This window comes from Bacteroidota bacterium, assembly GCA_016713765.1.
GTDB lineage: Bacteria > Bacteroidota > Bacteroidia > AKYH767-A > 2013-40CM-41-45 > Pollutiaquabacter > Pollutiaquabacter aromativorans.
In genome coordinates this window covers 2,370,419-2,387,562 of record JADJON010000001.1, presented here as the reverse complement: position 1 = coordinate 2,387,562, position 17,144 = coordinate 2,370,419, and the positions used below count along the sequence as shown (strand labels likewise).

Annotated in this window: 18 protein-coding genes; 11 read left to right on the top strand and 7 right to left on the bottom strand. The window is 51.8% G+C overall.

Translation table 11 applies throughout. The features are described from left to right. Nucleotides 1-9 precede the first annotated feature (9 nt). Together IPJ96_09270 and IPJ96_09265 are read left to right on the top strand one after the other, a co-directional pair. Entirely contained in the window at nucleotides 10-876 is an 867-nt protein-coding gene (locus tag IPJ96_09270; GenBank protein ID MBK7910536.1) for a universal stress protein, read from the top strand. Between the two features lie 16 nt (nucleotides 877-892). Then, nucleotides 893-1,783 (top strand): universal stress protein, encoded by an 891-nt coding sequence (locus IPJ96_09265; protein MBK7910535.1) that lies wholly within the window; start codon nucleotides 893-895, stop codon nucleotides 1,781-1,783. Nucleotides 1,784-1,847: 64 nt separating this feature from the next. On the opposite strand, the gene IPJ96_09260 is transcribed toward IPJ96_09265, so the two are convergent. The 3 genes from IPJ96_09260 to IPJ96_09250 are packed head-to-tail and all read right to left on the bottom strand — an operon-like array spanning nucleotide 1,848 to nucleotide 3,569. Continuing rightward, on the bottom strand, nucleotides 1,848-2,564 hold the full coding sequence (locus IPJ96_09260; GenBank protein ID MBK7910534.1) for a DUF4197 domain-containing protein: 717 nt from the start codon (nucleotides 2,562-2,564) through the stop codon (nucleotides 1,848-1,850). A 55-nt stretch (nucleotides 2,565-2,619) separates the two neighbouring features. Continuing rightward, nucleotides 2,620-2,961: a hypothetical protein gene (locus tag IPJ96_09255; protein MBK7910533.1), complete on the bottom strand. Its 342-nt coding sequence runs from the start codon at nucleotides 2,959-2,961 to the stop codon at nucleotides 2,620-2,622. Nucleotides 2,962-2,975: 14 nt separating this feature from the next. Continuing rightward, on the bottom strand, nucleotides 2,976-3,569 hold the full coding sequence (locus tag IPJ96_09250; GenBank protein MBK7910532.1) for a sigma-70 family RNA polymerase sigma factor: 594 nt from the start codon (nucleotides 3,567-3,569) through the stop codon (nucleotides 2,976-2,978). Nucleotides 3,570-3,636: 67 nt separating this feature from the next. On the opposite strand from IPJ96_09250, the gene IPJ96_09245 reads away from it, so the two are divergent. From IPJ96_09245 to rimO, 7 genes are all read left to right on the top strand, one after another. Next, nucleotides 3,637-4,905: a competence/damage-inducible protein A gene (locus IPJ96_09245; protein ID MBK7910531.1), complete on the top strand. Its 1,269-nt coding sequence runs from the start codon at nucleotides 3,637-3,639 to the stop codon at nucleotides 4,903-4,905. A gap of 166 nt (nucleotides 4,906-5,071) precedes the next feature. Beyond that, nucleotides 5,072-5,305 (top strand): 50S ribosomal protein L28, encoded by a 234-nt coding sequence (rpmB, locus tag IPJ96_09240; protein ID MBK7910530.1) that lies wholly within the window; start codon nucleotides 5,072-5,074, stop codon nucleotides 5,303-5,305. 73 nt (nucleotides 5,306-5,378) lie between these two features. Continuing rightward, a complete protein-coding gene (locus IPJ96_09235; protein MBK7910529.1) occupies nucleotides 5,379-6,803 on the top strand; it encodes an aminopeptidase P N-terminal domain-containing protein in 1,425 nt (474 codons plus the stop codon). A gap of 81 nt (nucleotides 6,804-6,884) precedes the next feature. Beyond that, nucleotides 6,885-7,067: a 50S ribosomal protein L33 gene (gene rpmG, locus IPJ96_09230; protein ID MBK7910528.1), complete on the top strand. Its 183-nt coding sequence runs from the start codon at nucleotides 6,885-6,887 to the stop codon at nucleotides 7,065-7,067. Between the two features lie 26 nt (nucleotides 7,068-7,093). Continuing rightward, a complete protein-coding gene (locus IPJ96_09225; protein MBK7910527.1) occupies nucleotides 7,094-7,249 on the top strand; it encodes a DUF4295 domain-containing protein in 156 nt (51 codons plus the stop codon). Nucleotides 7,250-7,330: 81 nt separating this feature from the next. After that, nucleotides 7,331-8,290 (top strand): signal recognition particle-docking protein FtsY, encoded by a 960-nt coding sequence (gene ftsY, locus IPJ96_09220; protein MBK7910526.1) that lies wholly within the window; start codon nucleotides 7,331-7,333, stop codon nucleotides 8,288-8,290. A gap of 10 nt (nucleotides 8,291-8,300) precedes the next feature. Further along, nucleotides 8,301-9,617 (top strand): 30S ribosomal protein S12 methylthiotransferase RimO, encoded by a 1,317-nt coding sequence (gene rimO / locus IPJ96_09215; GenBank protein MBK7910525.1) that lies wholly within the window; start codon nucleotides 8,301-8,303, stop codon nucleotides 9,615-9,617. On the opposite strand, the gene IPJ96_09210 is transcribed toward rimO, so the two are convergent. From IPJ96_09210 to IPJ96_09195, 4 genes are all read right to left on the bottom strand, one after another. Beyond that, nucleotides 9,568-9,933, bottom strand: coding sequence for a hypothetical protein (locus IPJ96_09210; GenBank protein ID MBK7910524.1), 366 nt, complete (start codon nucleotides 9,931-9,933; stop codon nucleotides 9,568-9,570). The genes rimO and IPJ96_09210 overlap by 50 nt on opposite strands. Nucleotides 9,934-9,994: 61 nt before the next feature. Next, nucleotides 9,995-11,041 (bottom strand): T9SS type A sorting domain-containing protein, encoded by a 1,047-nt coding sequence (locus IPJ96_09205; protein MBK7910523.1) that lies wholly within the window; start codon nucleotides 11,039-11,041, stop codon nucleotides 9,995-9,997. A gap of 99 nt (nucleotides 11,042-11,140) precedes the next feature. After that, nucleotides 11,141-11,794 (bottom strand): outer membrane lipoprotein carrier protein LolA, encoded by a 654-nt coding sequence (locus IPJ96_09200; GenBank protein MBK7910522.1) that lies wholly within the window; start codon nucleotides 11,792-11,794, stop codon nucleotides 11,141-11,143. A gap of 75 nt (nucleotides 11,795-11,869) precedes the next feature. Then, on the bottom strand, nucleotides 11,870-14,425 hold the full coding sequence (locus tag IPJ96_09195; protein MBK7910521.1) for a DNA translocase FtsK: 2,556 nt from the start codon (nucleotides 14,423-14,425) through the stop codon (nucleotides 11,870-11,872). 261 nt (nucleotides 14,426-14,686) lie between these two features. On the opposite strand from IPJ96_09195, the gene IPJ96_09190 reads away from it, so the two are divergent. Then, nucleotides 14,687-15,358 carry a DUF4412 domain-containing protein gene (locus tag IPJ96_09190; GenBank protein MBK7910520.1) on the top strand — a complete coding sequence of 224 codons (672 nt, stop codon included), beginning with the start codon at nucleotides 14,687-14,689 and terminating at the stop codon, nucleotides 15,356-15,358. A 117-nt stretch (nucleotides 15,359-15,475) separates the two neighbouring features. Beyond that, complete coding sequence (recN, locus tag IPJ96_09185) at nucleotides 15,476-17,140, top strand: DNA repair protein RecN (GenBank protein ID MBK7910519.1); 1,665 nt, start codon at nucleotides 15,476-15,478, stop codon at nucleotides 17,138-17,140. The last annotated feature ends 4 nt before the right edge of the window (nucleotides 17,141-17,144 follow it).

Below are 17,144 nucleotides of genomic sequence, written 5' to 3'. Positions count from 1 at the left end.
AAAATTCGTATGGCCCAACCGAAGAACCACATTCTGGTTCCGATCGACTTTTCCGAACAATCCCTCATCGCTCTCGGTCAATCCTACAACCTGGCGCGGCTCAACCGCGCTGATTTGACGCTCATCCATATCATCGACGAATCCTTCCATCTTCCGTTCATGGGGAAGAAGGAAGATAAGTCCATGGAGAAGAAGATTCAGAAGGAATTAGATAAGCTCGCTTCGGAAACCACGAAAACCGCGGGTATCAAGGTGAATACCATGGTGACCCGCGGGAAGATCTACGAAGAGATCCAAAAAGCGGTCAAGAAACTCAAGGTTTCCCTGATCATCATGGGAACCAATGGCAGTGTAGGATTCAAGCGCTTCATCGGGTCGAACGCCCTGCGTGTTATTCGGGAAGCCAGTTGTCCGGTGATCACGATCAAAGGGAAGAAGCACCGGGCGGGTTGTAAGCATATTGTGCTGCCCCTGGATCTGCAAAAGGAGACCAAAGAGAAAGTCCACAATGCCATCGAATTCTCCAAGCTGTTCGGTTCGACCATTGATCTGGTTTCGGTACTGACGACCGACGACGAGTTCATCGTCAATAAGCTCAAACGCCAGATGCATCAGGTGCACGAGTATATCCTGGAGCAGAACATCCCCTGTACCGTTGAGTTCCTCCACGGCGACGATGTGGCGGAAGAGGTAGTGAAGTACGCCAAACGCATCAAGGCCGACATCATCATGGTCATGACGCAAAGTGAGATGGACTGGTCCGACATGTTCATCAGTTCCGCGACACAGGATATCATCAATTCATCGGATATTCCGGTGCTCAGCGTTCATCCGAAGGAAAAGAAAGACACCACGCTTACGCCTTTTGAATATTAACCTGTAGATCACTGCCATGCATTCAAAAAACTTCCAAATCAAACGGATCCTGATTCCGTACGATTTTTCCGAGACCGCTGACCTGGCGCTTGAACATGCTGTATTCATGGCAAAATTGCACAAAGCGGATATCGTGCTGCTCCACGTGATCGAAACCTATTCGTTCACGTCCGCCATCAGCCACGCGTTCAGCAAGTCGCAATCGGAGTTCGAATCCAAAATCGAGAGTTCGGCTTCGGAAAAGCTGCAGCAACTGGCCGATAAGCTACATCACGATAGTGGCATGGGTGTACAGTTCCGGACGGAAATGGGCAAGATCTACAAGACGATCATCTCCGTAGCGGAAGAAACGGATGCCGACCTGATCGTAATGGGAACCCATGGCGTAAGCGGATTCCAGGAATTCCTGGTAGGCACCAATACTTACCGGGTCGTGGTCGGTGCGCCATGTCCCGTCGTTTCCGTTCAGACACATGCCCGTAAGATCGGCTTCAAGAATATAGTACTGCCGATTGACAATTCCCCGGCTTCCCGGCAAAAGGTCAAACACGCCGTTGAGATCGCGCGTCATTACAATTCCATCGTCCACATTCTGGGCATTATGACCATGAGCGACACCGATATGCAACGTCGTTTCGAACTGAAGGTCCATCAGGTTGCAGATTACCTGGCCGAACATGAAATTCCTTATACGACGAAGGTTTTCAAGGGCGACAACACCGCTCAGATCACCATGGATTATGCCACCCAGTGTAGCGCTGACCTGATTGTGATCATGACCGAGCAGGAGGGAGGCGGATTGTTCATGGGAAATTTTGCCCAACAGATCGTCAACCATTCCAAGATTCCGGTCATGAGTATCCGGCCGGATGAAGGCGATCCGGATAAGATCTCCATCGGTTACTGATCGAAACATCCTAAAACGGAAAGGCCATCACGTCGTGATGGCCTTTCTGTTTATAGGTGCCGGATCAGTTTCCAAAAACCCGCTTCAAAAGCGCGGTCACTCGGGCCGCGGGGTCTCTCCGGATCTTGGTTTCTTCCTGTGCGACCAGCGTAAACAAACCGTTCAGAGCCCGCTGGGTGATGTATTCTTCGAGGTTAGGATTGACGGGATCTACGAACGGTATCTTGTTGTAGGTGGTCGCGAGCGGATTCCAGTAACGGGTAACACTGACCTTTTCAATCGCGCGCTGAATGATCGGTTTGAATTTGGTGTGAAGTGCACCTGAGGTTTTTTGTCTCAGGTAGCCCGTAGCGGCCGTATCAGCACCCCGCAGGATGTTGAAGCCGTCCGTAACGGTCATGCCCGTGATCGCGTCCAGAAAGACCGGTGCGGCCTCTTTGGCAGCCTCCTCAGCGGCCCGGTTGACGGTCAGGATGAAGTCATCGACTTGTTTGTTCATCCCAAGCGACCGGAGCTTGGTTTCCATGGATTTCGCTTCCGGAGGAAAAGGGATCTTGATCAGGTTATTGCCGAAGTAGCCATCGGTTTTGGCGGCACTACCCGCGGCATTGCGGCTTCCCACCTGTAGGGCTTCCTTCAATCCGGCTACGACTTCCGATTCCGACAGGGGTTTACTACCCTGAACGGTCTCGTTCACACTCTTTTCAAGTTTTTTAAGATCGATCTGGGAACAGCCGGCCAACGGAAGGGCCAGGAGGAGGAGGGAAAGGAGTCTTCGCATAAACCGGTTTATCCGGCGAAGAAACAAACTTAGTACCAAAGTCAGTCTGCTCTCCTCAAGATTCAGTTTCGGCTGGTGGTGCAGGGGGAGGTGTTGATTTGCGGCAGCGTTGTTTCCAGAGGCTTCGCACACGTTCACGTTCCTCCGGGCTCATGCCTTCCCAACGTTCTTTCCAACTGCCATCGCGACAATGACCACCACCGCTTTTCCAGCCTTTAGCGCTACCAAAGAGGATTTTACTCAGTACGAGGATCCCCAATGCCTGCCAGAATCCGATCACCGGCCCGGTGAAGAGGGCAGGTATCAGCCAATTCCAAAGGGTCATCACTACCCAACCGGCCAGTGCCCCGAATACCACAAGGCCGACCATTATTTTCATTATCCATTTCGCTTTCATTTCTGTAGTGATTTTTAGGGTGTGTTGAGTTCGTCGTAATATTCCTGTAGCCGCTCCCGTAGTTTCAGAATAGCGTAACGCTTGCGCGCGAGAAGGGTGTTGATGGAAAGGCCGGATTCATCCGACAACTGCTGAAAGCTCTTTCCTTCCAGTTCGTGCGCGATGAAAACCTCCCGCTGTTCCACAGGCAATTCGTCAAGCGCGCTTTCGATGGCTTGCAGCAATAAGTTTCTGTCGAATTCCGCGTCAGGTCCCGCCGTATCGCTCCTCAGCAACTCGTCGACCAACAGGGTCTCTTCCCCGGATGGGTCGGGAAACCGAAAGTAGTCCTCGAGGCGTACGCTTTTTTTCCTGCGGTAGCGGTCAGTGATCTTGTTGCGTGCAACCCGGAACAGCCAGGCGGCCATTTTTTCGATGGGTTGCATCAGCCGGTATGCGGACGTGAGTTCAAGCACCACATCCTGAAAAATGTCATCCGCATCTTCAGGTTCAGCGACACGGGAACGGATGAAGTCCCGCAGCCTTCGACCATTCTCGCGCAATGCTGTTCGTATGCTTTCGTCCTGGGACTGCGTCATCGCCGATCGGGATGTAGGGGCAAGTTCCATATAATCCCGCAGACGCCGAAGGATGCCGGATATTGCAAACTTCCATGACTTTTTTCTGTTCTTACCTTTGACAGCACCTATGCTAGCCGAAATCATCACCATCGGCGATGAGCTCCTGATCGGGCAAGTCGTCGACACTAACAGTGCCTGGATCGGTCAACGACTGAACGAGATCGGGGTCCGGATCAAACAGATCACTTCTGTAAGCGATAACGAGGAGCACATCCTCAAGGCGCTCGACGAGGCCGGGCAGCGGTCGGGCATCATCCTGATCACCGGTGGTCTAGGTCCGACCAAAGACGATATCACCAAAAAGACCCTTGCCAAATTCTTCAAGGCCGGTATGCGCTTGGATGGCCCTTCTCTTGCGAATGTCGAACGCATCTTTCGGGCCCGTGGAAGGGAAGTGACCGAATTGAACCGCCGGCAGGCGGAAGTACCGGAAAACGCTACCGCATTGCTCAATCCGCTGGGAACCGCCCCCGGGATGTGGTTCGAGGAACACGGCAGGATCTATGTCTCCCTGCCAGGAGTTCCGCATGAGATGAAAGGCCTGATGGAGCAGGCAGTGATCCCGCAACTGCGCCAACGGTTCATGCTTCCTCCCGTCATCCATCGGACCATCCTTACCCAGGGTATCGGCGAGTCCATGTTGTCTGATCTGCTGGAACCCTGGGAGGATGCATTGCCTCCACATATCCGTCTGGCTTACCTCCCGGCAGATGGTCGGGTACGACTCCGACTGACCGCTTCGGGAAAGTCGGAAGCGGAAATTAATGCTGAATTAGATATTCAGGTAGCAGGACTAAAAAGATTGGCAAACAGATATATATATGGCTATGAAGAAGAAACCATGGAAGGAGTTGTCGGCGCCTTATTCAGAGCCAAAGGATGGAAAGTCGCCACTGCAGAAAGCTGTACAGGCGGGTACCTGTCGCATCGCTTGACCCTGGTACCCGGTAGTTCGGATTATTACATGGGCTCTGTTATTGCCTACGATAACGCGGTAAAAACGAGCCTGCTTGGTGTCGATCCCAAGCTTTTCGATGAAGTAGGTGCAGTCAGCGAACCGGTTGTGCGGGTCATGGCGGAAAATGTGAGGAAGCTGATGGGAACGGAGTTGGGCATTGCCATTTCCGGAATAGCAGGCCCAAGCGGGGGAACGGAAGAGAAACCGGTCGGAACCGTCTGGATTGCCGTGAGCAGTCCGGCTGGGACTTTGTCGAAGATATTTCAATTAGGGCAATTCCGTGAACGGGTCATCCGGGAAGCAGCCCAACACGCGCTCGCCATGACTCGAAGGATCCTGTTAGCAGAACCTGAACCGGAAAATTGAATTTTATATAAATATATGTAAATCAAGCGTTTGTAAATACCGAGCAGTTGATTGAAGTCTCGGCGATTGTGAAAAAAACCTGTTGAAAACGCGCTGAAAATCCACCTTTCATTTTGCAATAATCCCAAAGAAGTGTATCTTTGCACTCCTTAAAAATTCAACTATCATGGCACGGATTTGTGATCTGACCGGAAAGCGCGCGATGGGCGGCCACCATGTTTCCTTCTCCAACAAGAAGTCGAAGCGTAAATTCAACCCGAACCTGCAAGTGAAGCGTTTCTACGTGCCGGAAATGGGTGAGTGGATCACCTTAAAAGTTTCTACTTCCGCATTGCGTACCATCGATAAGATGGGCATCGGTCCGGCAATCGAAAAAGCTATCAAGAAGGGTAAGATCTGATTCTTACTATCCTGTGAGGAAGTGCTAAATTCGGGAACGGGTTTAGCACTTTCGCTTTTATACCCAGTCCATCATGCGCGTTGTCAGTATCGTGTTATGGCTGCTAATCGGTTTGCCGGTAGCCAGTTTGTTGGCACAGGATTCGGACCGCTACCGGAATGAGCAGGACTTCCTCACGCCTGAATTTTACAAGGCTCGTCGGGAAGCCTTGCGTCAACTTATCCCGGAGGGCTCCTGTGCTGTCCTGCTGTCGGCTCCTGTGAGGAACCGATCGAACGATGTGGATTACCCGTATCATCAAAGTCCTGATTTCTATTACCTCAGCGGCTGGACAGAACCCAATTCAGTGCTGGTGGTCTTTAAGGAAGCCCAACGATTCAACAAAGGTGAGGTAAAGGATATCCTGTTGGTGCCGCCACGCGACCCGGCGAAAGAGCGATGGAACGGCAGGCGTGGTGGTAAGACTGCCGCGCGCAGGATCAGCGGTGCTGACTGGGTGTTGACGACCGAGAGTTGGGACACCTTGCAACTGCCGTTTGAATCGCTAACGAAGGTATTGCAGCTCCGGCTGGAAGATCCCCGCATCGCCGGGAATCAGGATCCCTTGGAGTACGATGGTCTGTTGCGGTCGTATCGGAAGAAGGTCGACAGCGCCTCCGTGTCTCCGGATGATTTCCTGTTGAAGCGGGCACTCACCACCATGCGAATGGTGAAGCATCCGGATGAGTTGGCCTTGTTGCAGCGGGCCGTGGATATCAGTGTCAGCGGACACTTGGAAATGATGAAAGCACTGGAACCAGGTATGACGGAGTATCAGGTCGAAGCTGTGGGCGAATATGTTTTTCATGCCTTGGGTGCAGAAGCAGTGGGATATCCAAGCATCTGCGGTGGGGGTGAAAACTCAACCGTTCTGCACTACACCGACAACCGACGCCCGCTCGGAGCCGGTGACCTGATCCTACTCGATATGGGTGCGGAATACCACGGCTATACAGCCGATATTACCCGAACCCTTCCGGTCACCGGGAAGTACACTTCCGAGCAATTGGCCATCTATAACCTCGTACTCGAAGCGCGTGATTCCGGGATAGCTGCTTGTCAGCCCGGAAATCCCTTTCAGGCACCCAACGCCGCTGCCCGCAGGGTGATCTCCCGGGGTTTGCAAGATTTGGGAATCATCCACTCCGCGGATGAGCTCAAGACCTATTTCATGCACGGAACTTCGCATTACCTGGGTCTGGACGTTCACGATGCAGGTAATTACGGGCCATTGGCACCGGGTAATGTCATTACCGTCGAACCGGGCATTTATATAGCTGCAGACAGTCCATGCGATCGCAAATGGTGGGGAATTGGCATCCGCATCGAGGACGATATCCTGATTACAACTACCGGACATCAGAATTTGAGCGAAAAACTGCCCGTAAAGCCCGAAGAGATCGAAAAAGCCATGAAACAGCCTGCCATTTTGAACAATTCAGCGCTCAAAAATGAATAGAAAGCCTTGATTAGATAGGGAATATTCGTATCTTTGCAGCCCTTCCGGGGAAATTCCCGGGATTTTCAATCAATCGTCGTCATGGCAAAAAAAGGCAATCGCGTTCAGGTGATCCTCGAGTGCACCGAGCACAAGACCAGTGGTCAGCCCGGCACTTCGCGCTATATCACCACCAAGAACAAGAAGAACACCACCGAGCGTCTGGAGTTGAAAAAATTCAACCCCATCCTGAAGAAGATGACGGTGCACAAAGAGATCAAGTAATCGTTAACTACGAATAACCCAGTACCATGGCAAAGAAAGTAGTGGCAACCCTGAAGACCGGTAAGGGAAAGGAATTCTCAAAGGTCATCAAGATGGTGAAGAACCCGGATACCGGTTCTTACCAATTCAAGGAAGAAGTCGTGCACAACGACCACATCAAGGATTTCCTGAAAGAGAAATAAGCCCTGTCAGACAACATCGACAAAGCTTCTTTCGCATGAAGGAAGCTTTTTTAATTTCCATACCCCAGCCCCTTCCACCTCATGGGTCTCTTCAGTTTCTTTTCCAAAGAGAAAAAGGAAAGTCTCGACAAAGGACTCGAGAAAACCAAAACCAGCCTCTTTTCCAGGATCGCCAAAGCCGTCGTTGGCAAATCGACGGTGGACGCGGAAGTGCTGGACAACCTGGAAGAAATCCTCGTTTCTTCCGACGTTGGTGTGAACACCACGCTACGCATCATCAAACGGCTTGAGGAGCGCGTCGCGCGCGATAAATACGTCGGTACGGAGGAACTCAACCGCCTGCTTAAAGAGGAGATCACCGGACTCATGGCGGAGAACAATACCGCCGATGCCACCGAATTCTTGCTGCCCGATACCGGCGGACAACCCTACGTCATCATGGTAGTCGGGGTAAACGGAGTGGGGAAAACCACGACCATCGGAAAACTGGCCTATCATTTCAAGAAAGCGGGTAAGAAAGTGTTGCTGGGCGCAGCAGATACCTTCCGTGCCGCTGCCGTCGATCAACTCGACATCTGGTCCAAGCGGGTGGATGTCCCGATCGTCAAACAGGGGATGGGCTCGGACCCGGCTTCCGTCGCGTATGATTCCGTTCAGTCCGGAGTGGCGCAGAAGGCGGATGTCGTGATCGTGGATACGGCCGGTCGTTTGCACAACAAGATCAACCTGATGAACGAGCTGTCCAAGATCAGCCGGGTCATGCAAAAAGTGATACCTGCTGCACCGCATGAAGTACTGTTGGTGCTGGATGCTTCGACGGGACAGAACGCGATCGAACAGGCACGTCAATTCACCAAAGCTACCCAGGTCACCGGCCTTGCTTTAACCAAGCTCGACGGTACGGCAAAGGGCGGTGTGGTGATCGGCATCAGCGATGAGTTCAAGATCCCGGTCCGCTATATCGGCATCGGGGAGAAAATGGAAGACCTGCAGGTTTTCAATAAAGCCGAGTTCGTCGATTCCTTGTTCGGACAGGACTAAGTGAGCAGCCATGCGTACCAAAAGTCTCAAGAAGAACAAGGTCAACGTCATCACACTCGGATGTTCCAAGAACATCTACGACAGTGAGGTGTTGATGGGGCAGCTCAGCGCGAACAAGTTCGACGTTGTACACGAATCCACCGAAGATGATGCCGCGATCGTGATCATCAATACCTGCGGTTTCATCGATAATGCCAAGCAGGAAAGCATCGATACGATTCTGGCCTATGCACAGGCACGAGAGGCCGGAAAGATCGAAAAGCTGATCGTGACCGGATGCCTGTCGGAACGGTACAAGCCGGAACTGGAGAAAGAGATCGGGAATGTCGACGGATTCTTAGGGACCCGGGACCTTCCACGCCTGCTCAAATCGCTGGGCGCCGACTACAAGCATGAACTCATCGGAGAACGTCTGCTGACAACACCGGCACATTACGCATACCTCAAGATTTCAGAAGGCTGTGACAGGCCTTGTTCCTTTTGCGCCATTCCGCTCATGCGCGGGAAACATGCTTCGGTACCGAAGGAACAACTGGTTGAACAGGCCAGGTTGCTGGCGTCCAAAGGAACCCGAGAACTGATCCTGATTGCGCAGGACCTCACGTATTACGGGTTGGATCTATATGGTAAGCGCGAACTCGCTGATCTTATTCGCCAACTGGCCGCGGTGGATGGTATTCGCTGGATACGGCTTCATTATGCGTTCCCGTCCGGATTTCCCATGGAAGTATTGGATATCATGCGGGAACTGCCCAACGTGTGCAATTACATCGATATTCCGCTCCAGCATATTGCTGACCCTATGCTTAAAAGCATGCGTCGAGGTATCACGCGGGAGAAGACGGTCGAGCTTGTAAAGGAAATGCGGGAACGCGTTCCCGGTATCGCGATCCGGACGACCCTGATTACCGGTTATCCTGGAGAGACGGAAAAAGATTTCGAGGCAATGCGGGAATGGGTCAGGGAAACCCGTTTCGACCGTTTAGGTGTATTCACCTATTCGCACGAAGAAAACACCCACGCTTTCCGACTGACGGATGATGTGCCGGAGGAAATAAAACGCGAACGGGCGGAAGCGATCATGGCTGTTCAACAGGAGATCAGCGCGCAAAAGAACCAGGAACTGGTCGGACGTATACTCCCGGTTTTGATCGATCGTAAAGAGGGCAATCATTTCATCGGCAGGACCGAATACGACTCTCCGGAAGTGGACAACGAAGTATTGATCGACGCACGGGAGCACTTCCTGCGCATCGGTGATTTTACCACCGTACGGATCATACGAGCCGAAGAATTCGATCTCTACGCGGAACCGGTTGGCTCCTGACCACCGGATCGATGTAACAGGGACTCTTGATGAGTTCTTCCACGGATCCGTCTTCGTATTCTACTTTTAGACGGATCTTCTGACCTTTTTCATAGTCCGGCAGAATGACCGATTTTCCATCCTCCGAAATTCGCCCACGAACCGGCAACATACTCCGGTCATCCAACAACAAACGGATCGATTTCGCAGGCTGCTGTAAGTGGATCTGATATTCCTGGTGTTTGGACGGAGGAATGGAATCCGGAGGTGCTACCGCATAAGCCATTCCGCCGCAGCACAGCAACATGAATGACAGGATCATCGTCCGGGTAGCCATCAACACAAGATAAGAAAAAAGGCTGCCGAACGGCAGCCTTTTCCACAGCGGATAGCTGGTCTCAATGCTGGATCAGGATCGGGATCCTGCTGCTTCCTGTTTCTCCCTGTACGATCAGGTAATACATGCCATTTGAAAGGGCATCTACGGGTATTGTTGCTCGTTCGGCAGATACCGCCAAACGTTCCAGGATGATTCGCCCCGACGCGTCGGTGATCGTAAGCGATGAACGTTGTTTCAAGCCTGCTCCCTGAATGGTCAGCAGATTATGCGCAGGATTGGGATACACCGAAAGTTCTTCGTCCTTGGTAAGCGTGGGTGTATTCAGGAGCACCCACTGTCCGCGATACTCCGAATTGACCGCATTGACACCAAGACTGTCTGCTTCGATCCCCAGGATATAACTACTCGGTGAGCCGGCTTCAAAATAACGGTAAAAGGTGGTTTGGGATGCTGATGAAGTGATTAAGGTCCACGTGCCGGGCAACAACTCAACCAAGAGGCTATCCGTAGTGAGCTCCGTATTCTTCATGCGCAGGATGTTATTGAATGACCCGTTCGGCAGGATCAACGTACCATAACCGTCTGCCAGAAAATCGCCTCGCTGGTTCTGGATAAACCGGACGTTACGAGGCGTACCGGTCGTATCGATAATTACCGTATCCTGTACGATGCGCGCTATGTTTGTTCTGGTTTGGTTATAAGTGAACGGAACCGGAGCGAAAAGGGAAGGAGGATTGTAACGTATGGTCAGCGTCGGGGTACCTACGCCATCAAGATAAAAACCTGTACTGTTGCTGGTGGTATAGGTCCAGTCGGTAAGGTTATCGGCTTGCGAGGCAAGGTTACTGGTTGGAAATGAACCTGCATAGGGCGTGCCGGCAGCAGTCCCGAAGCCGATCGTGTCGATCAACAGATTTTGCAAACCGGAATAATCCCAGGTTACGTTTGCTCCGCCCGAAGGGATGGGAGCATTGTAGGTGGAATCCTGCACCATCGTAAACGCTAGTCCGGCCACGGGCAAGTCTGCAGTAGTCAGGGTGGGTTGGGCCAGCAACGGAAGTGCGAGGATGGCCGAAAAGAATGTCAGGTAGAGCTTCCTTTTCATGCTTTGTTATTTTACATAAAAGTAGTTGTTCCGGATCGATGCTGTTCGTGAAAATGCAAAAAGGGGCTTAGGCCCCTTTTTGATTGAGAAAATACACCGTTATCGGAGATCGACTACCTCCGCACCCGGATATCGGGTCGCGTTATAGACGAATTGAGTGTCATCGGTTAAAATATCCGGCGATAGTTTGTCGACCTGGAAAGTCTGGAATCCACCATTCTTGTCGAACACTTTTGCCGAAACGATAAACTTGTCAGCCTTGCTAACGGCGATCTTTACTTTGAAGACGTTCTTTTTCTTGGGTTCGATCGGTACTAACTCGATCTGGTGGGCCGGCCCCGAAGGTTCTTTCGCTTCACCGATGTACTTGGAATTCCATCCCTTTTCGTACAAGGTGAAAATGTTGGTCGGCGTGATGGCGTTCTCGTCCTTACGTTGATTATCGATCTGGATCTCATTCGCATCTTTCACATAGGTCCAGCGGGTCTTGCCATCCGAGATAACATCCTGTCCCGCGAATTCCAGCCGGTACTTGTCCCCTTTGATATACAACGTTCCTTTTTGAACCTCTTTCACTTTTCCCGGGCTTTCAATCGTCACGGTGAAACTGGCCTTAAGGGATTTGAAGGACTTATATTTCGCGGAAACCGATTTGAGGACCTCCTGTGATTTCGCATCGCTGCCATTTTGAGCAAGGCTCAAAAAAGGTAAAAAAAGCAGAAGCGAGGCGAGTAGTGAAGTGGATAGCTTCATGGATTTCGTGCTGATTTTTGTGCGAATTTACGATTCCTGGGATTTGCAAAAAGCAGGCCAACGGGCGGGGAGGGATCAGGATTCCTTTCCCCTGATGTTACCTAAGACCTGCTCCAGGATCAGGGCGTCTTTAACCAGTACTTCCCGGGCTTTACTGCCTTCGAACGGGCCGATGATCTTGGCCGCTTCCAACTGGTCGATGATCCTGCCGGCGCGGTTATATCCGAGCTTCAGGCGGCGCTGCAGTAAGGAAGCAGAACCCTGCTGATGCTGGACGATAATGTGGGCTGCCTCTTCAAAGAGCGGATCCCGATCATTCGCGTCAAATTCCCTGGATCCCTCGGCGCTCTCATCCACATATTCCGGTAGGAGGTGGGCATCCGCGTAGCCGCGTTGTCCGCCGATGAAATCCGTGATCCGTTCGACTTCCGGAGTATCGACAAAGGCACACTGCAAGCGCACGAGATCCGCGCCCGTCGAGAAAAGCATATCGCCTCGCCCGATGAGCTGTTCGGCCCCACCGCTGTCGAGGATGGTCCTCGAATCGATTTTGGACGTTACACGGAATGCGATGCGTGCCGGGAAGTTCGCCTTGATGGTACCCGTGATGATGTTGACAGACGGGCGCTGCGTTGCGATGATCAGGTGGATTCCGACCGCACGAGCAAGTTGTGCGAGGCGGGCGATCGGTGTTTCGACTTCCTTCCCGGCAGTCATGATCAGGTCGGCGAATTCGTCGATCACGAGCACGATGTAAGGGAGGAATTTGTGTCCGTTATTCGGGTTCAGCTTACGCCCGATGAATTTGGCGTTGTATTCTTTGATGGTCCGTACCTGAGCATCCTTGAGCAATTCATAACGCTGGTCCATTTCAATACATAAGGAATTGAGTGTATTGATGACCTTTTTGGTATCGGTGATGATCGCTTCTTCCTCATTGGGAAGTTTGGCGAGAAAATGCCGCTCGATCGTTTTGAAGAGCGTCAGTTCGACCTTCTTGGGATCGACCAGTACGAACTTCACCTGGGCCGGGTGTTTCTTATAGAGAATGGATACGAGGATCGCGTTCAATCCAACCGACTTACCCTGACCCGTTGCACCTGCCATCAGCAAGTGGGGCATTTTAGTCAGGTCAGCCACGAATACTTCATTGGAGATGTTCTTTCCGAGAGCAACCGGAAGCTCCATTTCGGAGTTGGCGAATTTCTCGCTTGCCAAAACCGATTTCATGGGCACCACTTCGGCCTTTTGGTTGGGTACTTCAATACCGATGGTACCCTTGCCCGGAATGGGGGCGATGATCCGGATACCCAGTGCCGAAAGGCTCAACGCGATATCATCTTCCAGGTTCTTGATCTTTGAAATACGGATACCCGCTTGCGGGACAATCTCGAAAAGCGTGACCGTTGGACCGATCGTCGCCTTGATCTTTTCGATCGAGATATTGTAATGACTCAGTGTTTCGACGATGCGGTTCTTGTTCGCTTCGAGTTCATCCTTATTGACCTCGATTTTCTTGTCGCCGTAATTTTCCAGCAGTTCAAGGGTAGGGTACTGATAGGAAGAAAGGTCCAGGGTAGGGTCATAGTCACCCTGCGCATGCGGCAATTCACCTTCGGTCTCGAGTATTGTTTCCTCGATGGGTGGCGCAGCAACTTCGAGGGGGACTTCTCCCTCGATCGGTGGAGTCACCTGGGTTCCTGCGAGAACGGGTTCAAGCGATAACTCCAGTGAATCTTCCTCGACCACTTCTTCTTCAGCTTCTTCTTCCTGCTCATCGAGGTCGATGAATTCACCTTCTTCTTCCTCTTCTTCTTCAGCATCCTCCTCTTCATCCTCTGATCCCAACTCAAGTTCTACGGTCCGTGGCGCGTCCTCCTGACGGAGTGCGTTTTTCAGGGCAACGTTTTCTGTCAGGATATCCGCAGCATTATCGGCGGTTACAGGCTCGAGCTCTTCCTGTTCCTGACGAAGGCGTTTGAAGGGCAGGTTGAACGCGACAACACCGAAGCCGACCATCGAGAAGACCAAGAGTGCACCGGTTCCGATAAAGCCGAACAGGTTGTTCAGCGCATGGCTCATCTGGTAGCCGTATCCACCGGCTAAAAAGAGGAGGTCGGGCGATTTATGGAAGATGTACCCTAAAAAAGTCGAGGTCCAGACGAGTCCAAAGAATCCAAACCGGATGGATTTGCCGATGGGCAACAGGTTGACATCCCACAGGATTTTAACGCCGAATAGCGTAAGGTAGAAGGGGAGCAGGAACGCACAAATGCCAAACCAGGCGTTCTGGAATTGCAGGGCAGTGATCGCACCCAGTTTACCCATCCAGTTCTCCGCCTGGATGTCTTGTCTGGTCAGTAATTGCCAGACCGAATCGATCCCCGCGATTGCCTGGTCTTCCTTCCAGGTCACCAGGTTGCTGATGAATGCCAACAGCGTAAAAAACGCCCCTGCCAGCATGAGTAATCCGAAGACCTTATGGGTCCGTTCGTCCAGGAAGAAATTGCGCACGCTTTCCCAACGGCTCTTAGAGGAGCTCTTGGGTTTGCGGGTACGCTTCTCTTTTTCGCGGCTTTCTTTCGGTTCCGTCGTTTCCTCAGCCACTTCGCTTTTCAGCCGATTCGCCATGAATTCTGCGATTTTTATAGTTTTTAAAAGTAGAATTGGCGCCCGGATAAGGGGATCGATGTAGTTAAAAGATATGAACAGTGTTTTACCGGAAATTGAACGGTATCATGGCCTACGGTATTGAACGAGTGTAAGATATAGGAACGAACCATTCACAACCGATTGTTGGACGTCCGCCAAAAAGCCGTGGGGTGCACCCGTTTTCAATGCCGAAAGAAGGCTTATATTTGTAGTAAACCTCAACGCCAAACATCCATCACGATGAAAAAACTCCTCTCTTTCCTGTTCGTTTCCCTGGTCGCCTGCACCTCCGTTTTCGCCCAGTGGGAGAACAAGATCATGCAGGGCAAAGTCGTTTTTGACATTTCGTACCCGAACAGCAAAATGGATCAGCAGACTCTGGCCATGTTGCCCACCCAATCCATCATGTACTTCAAAGGCCAGATGTCGCGTGTGGAAGTTTCCATGCCGATGGGTACCAACGTGGTCATTTCCGACCATAAACTCGGCGAAGGAACCATGCTGATGGATATGATGGGAAATAAAATGGCCATCGCCATGAACAAGGCTGATATGGAGAATGAGCGTAGTTCCATGCCCAAGCCGGTTGTCAAGCAATCGAGCGACACCAAGGTTATCGCCGGCCACACCTGCAATAAGGCTACCGTGACGCAGGAAGGCAAAGACGGCAAGGTCTCGTATGATGTCTGGTACACCCAGGATCTGCTGGCCAATAACTCATTTGCCTCCACGGTAGATGGTATCGACGGATTCATGCTCGAGTTCGAGACCATCCAGAACGGAATGTCCATGAAAATGAGCGCACGCAGCATTGAAGAACTTCAGGTGGACGACAGCCAATTCATGATTCCGGACGGTTACCAGCGTACCACCTGGAAAGAAATGAAAGAAAACATGAAAGGCGTTAAGTGATTCTAAGGGGATCCGATATACAAAGCCGGCCAAGAGCCGGCTTTTTTTATGTTGTTGATTGAAATTCTACTATTTGCGGATCGATAACCGCATCGCCTTTTGTAATTTCACCCTGCCATGTTACACCGCCTGAATATCCGCAACTACGCGCTTATCGATGAACTGGAATTGCAGTTGGAAGAGGGGATGAATACGATCACGGGTGAAACCGGAGCAGGTAAGTCGATCCTCCTGGGAGCATTGTCAATGATACTGGGTCAACGGGCCGATACCACCGCATTGTCCGACAAGTCCCAAAAGTGTATTGTCGAAGGTGAATTCCGGCTACCCCGGAAAGGCGGCCTGGTGCGGCAGTTCTTATCCGAACATGAACTGGATGACGGATCGAGTGTGATCATTCGGCGGGAGATTTCGGCCGAAGGGAAGTCCAGAGCCTTTGTCAACGACACACCTGTCAACCTGCAACAATTAAGGGAATTAGGAGAATTGTTGGTCGATGTGCACTCACAACACGAGACCTTGTTGCTGAACAAGCGTGATTTTCAACGCTCCGTAGTAGATGCTTTTTCGGGGATGCAAACGGAAATACAGTCCTATCGGGAAGGATACAAGGCATGGAAACTTGCAACCGAAGAACTTTCTCGCCTGATCGAGGACGAGGAGCGGGCGTTGTCCGAAAAGGATTTTCTCGGGTTTCAGTTTAGGGAGTTGGAAGAAGCCGCGTTGAAAGCGGGAGAACAGCCGGCGCTTGAAGCGGAACTGCGTGCCCTGACCCATGCCGGCGAGATCAGTCAGACCCTGGACGCGGCCGCCACGACACTGGAATCCGGTGAAGACGCTATAATTGGACCGTTGAACAACCTGATCCAGGGGCTGAACTCGGTTTCCAAATACGATGTCCGCATACAGGAGCTCGCGCAACGAATCAAATCGAGTCTGATCGAACTAAAAGATATTGCCTCGGAAGCCGGAAGTTTGTCGGCTCATTTCCAATCCGACCCGGCTCGGCTGGAACAGATACAGGAACGGCTCGACATCCTGTACAAGCTTCAACACAAGCACCGTAAACAAACGGAAGACGAGTTGCTTTCGTTGCAGGATGAATTGCGTTTGAAACTTGACTCGATCGGAAGTATGGAGGAGCGCATCGCGGCGCTAAAGGTGTCGACGAAACAGCAACAAGATATTCTGATGCGACAGGCTGAAGCAATTTCAGAAAAGCGCAGGTCAGCCATTCCTACCATCGAGAAAAAGATCTCCAGCCTGTTGTCGGATGTTTCGATGCCGCATGCCAAATTGAAAATCGATGCGGGGGAACGTTTGGTCGAACCGGGTCCTTACGGGATCGACCAGATTCGATTCACCTTCAGCGCCAACAAGGGCGGGGCGTTTGCGGACCTCAACAAAGTGGCTTCGGGTGGTGAATTGAGCCGGCTCATGTTGTGTCTGAAGTCGGCGGTCGCCGGTGAGATGGAACTCCCCACCATGATCTTTGATGAGATCGATACGGGTGTATCCGGCGAAACCGCATACAGGATCGGGCATGTGATGCGGAACCTCTCGCGTAAACACCAGCTTATCTGCATTACGCACCTTCCCCAGATCGCCAGCCGAGGTGATGCCCATTGGTATGTGCACAAGGAAGTAAGCGGGAAGAAGACCAACACCCGTGTCAGAAGACTGGATGGGGACGACCGGGTAGTGGAGATCGCCCGGATGTTAAGCGGTGAGAAACCAGGTGCCAATGCTCTGGCCAACGCCCGCGAACTCCTGAACCAATAGATTT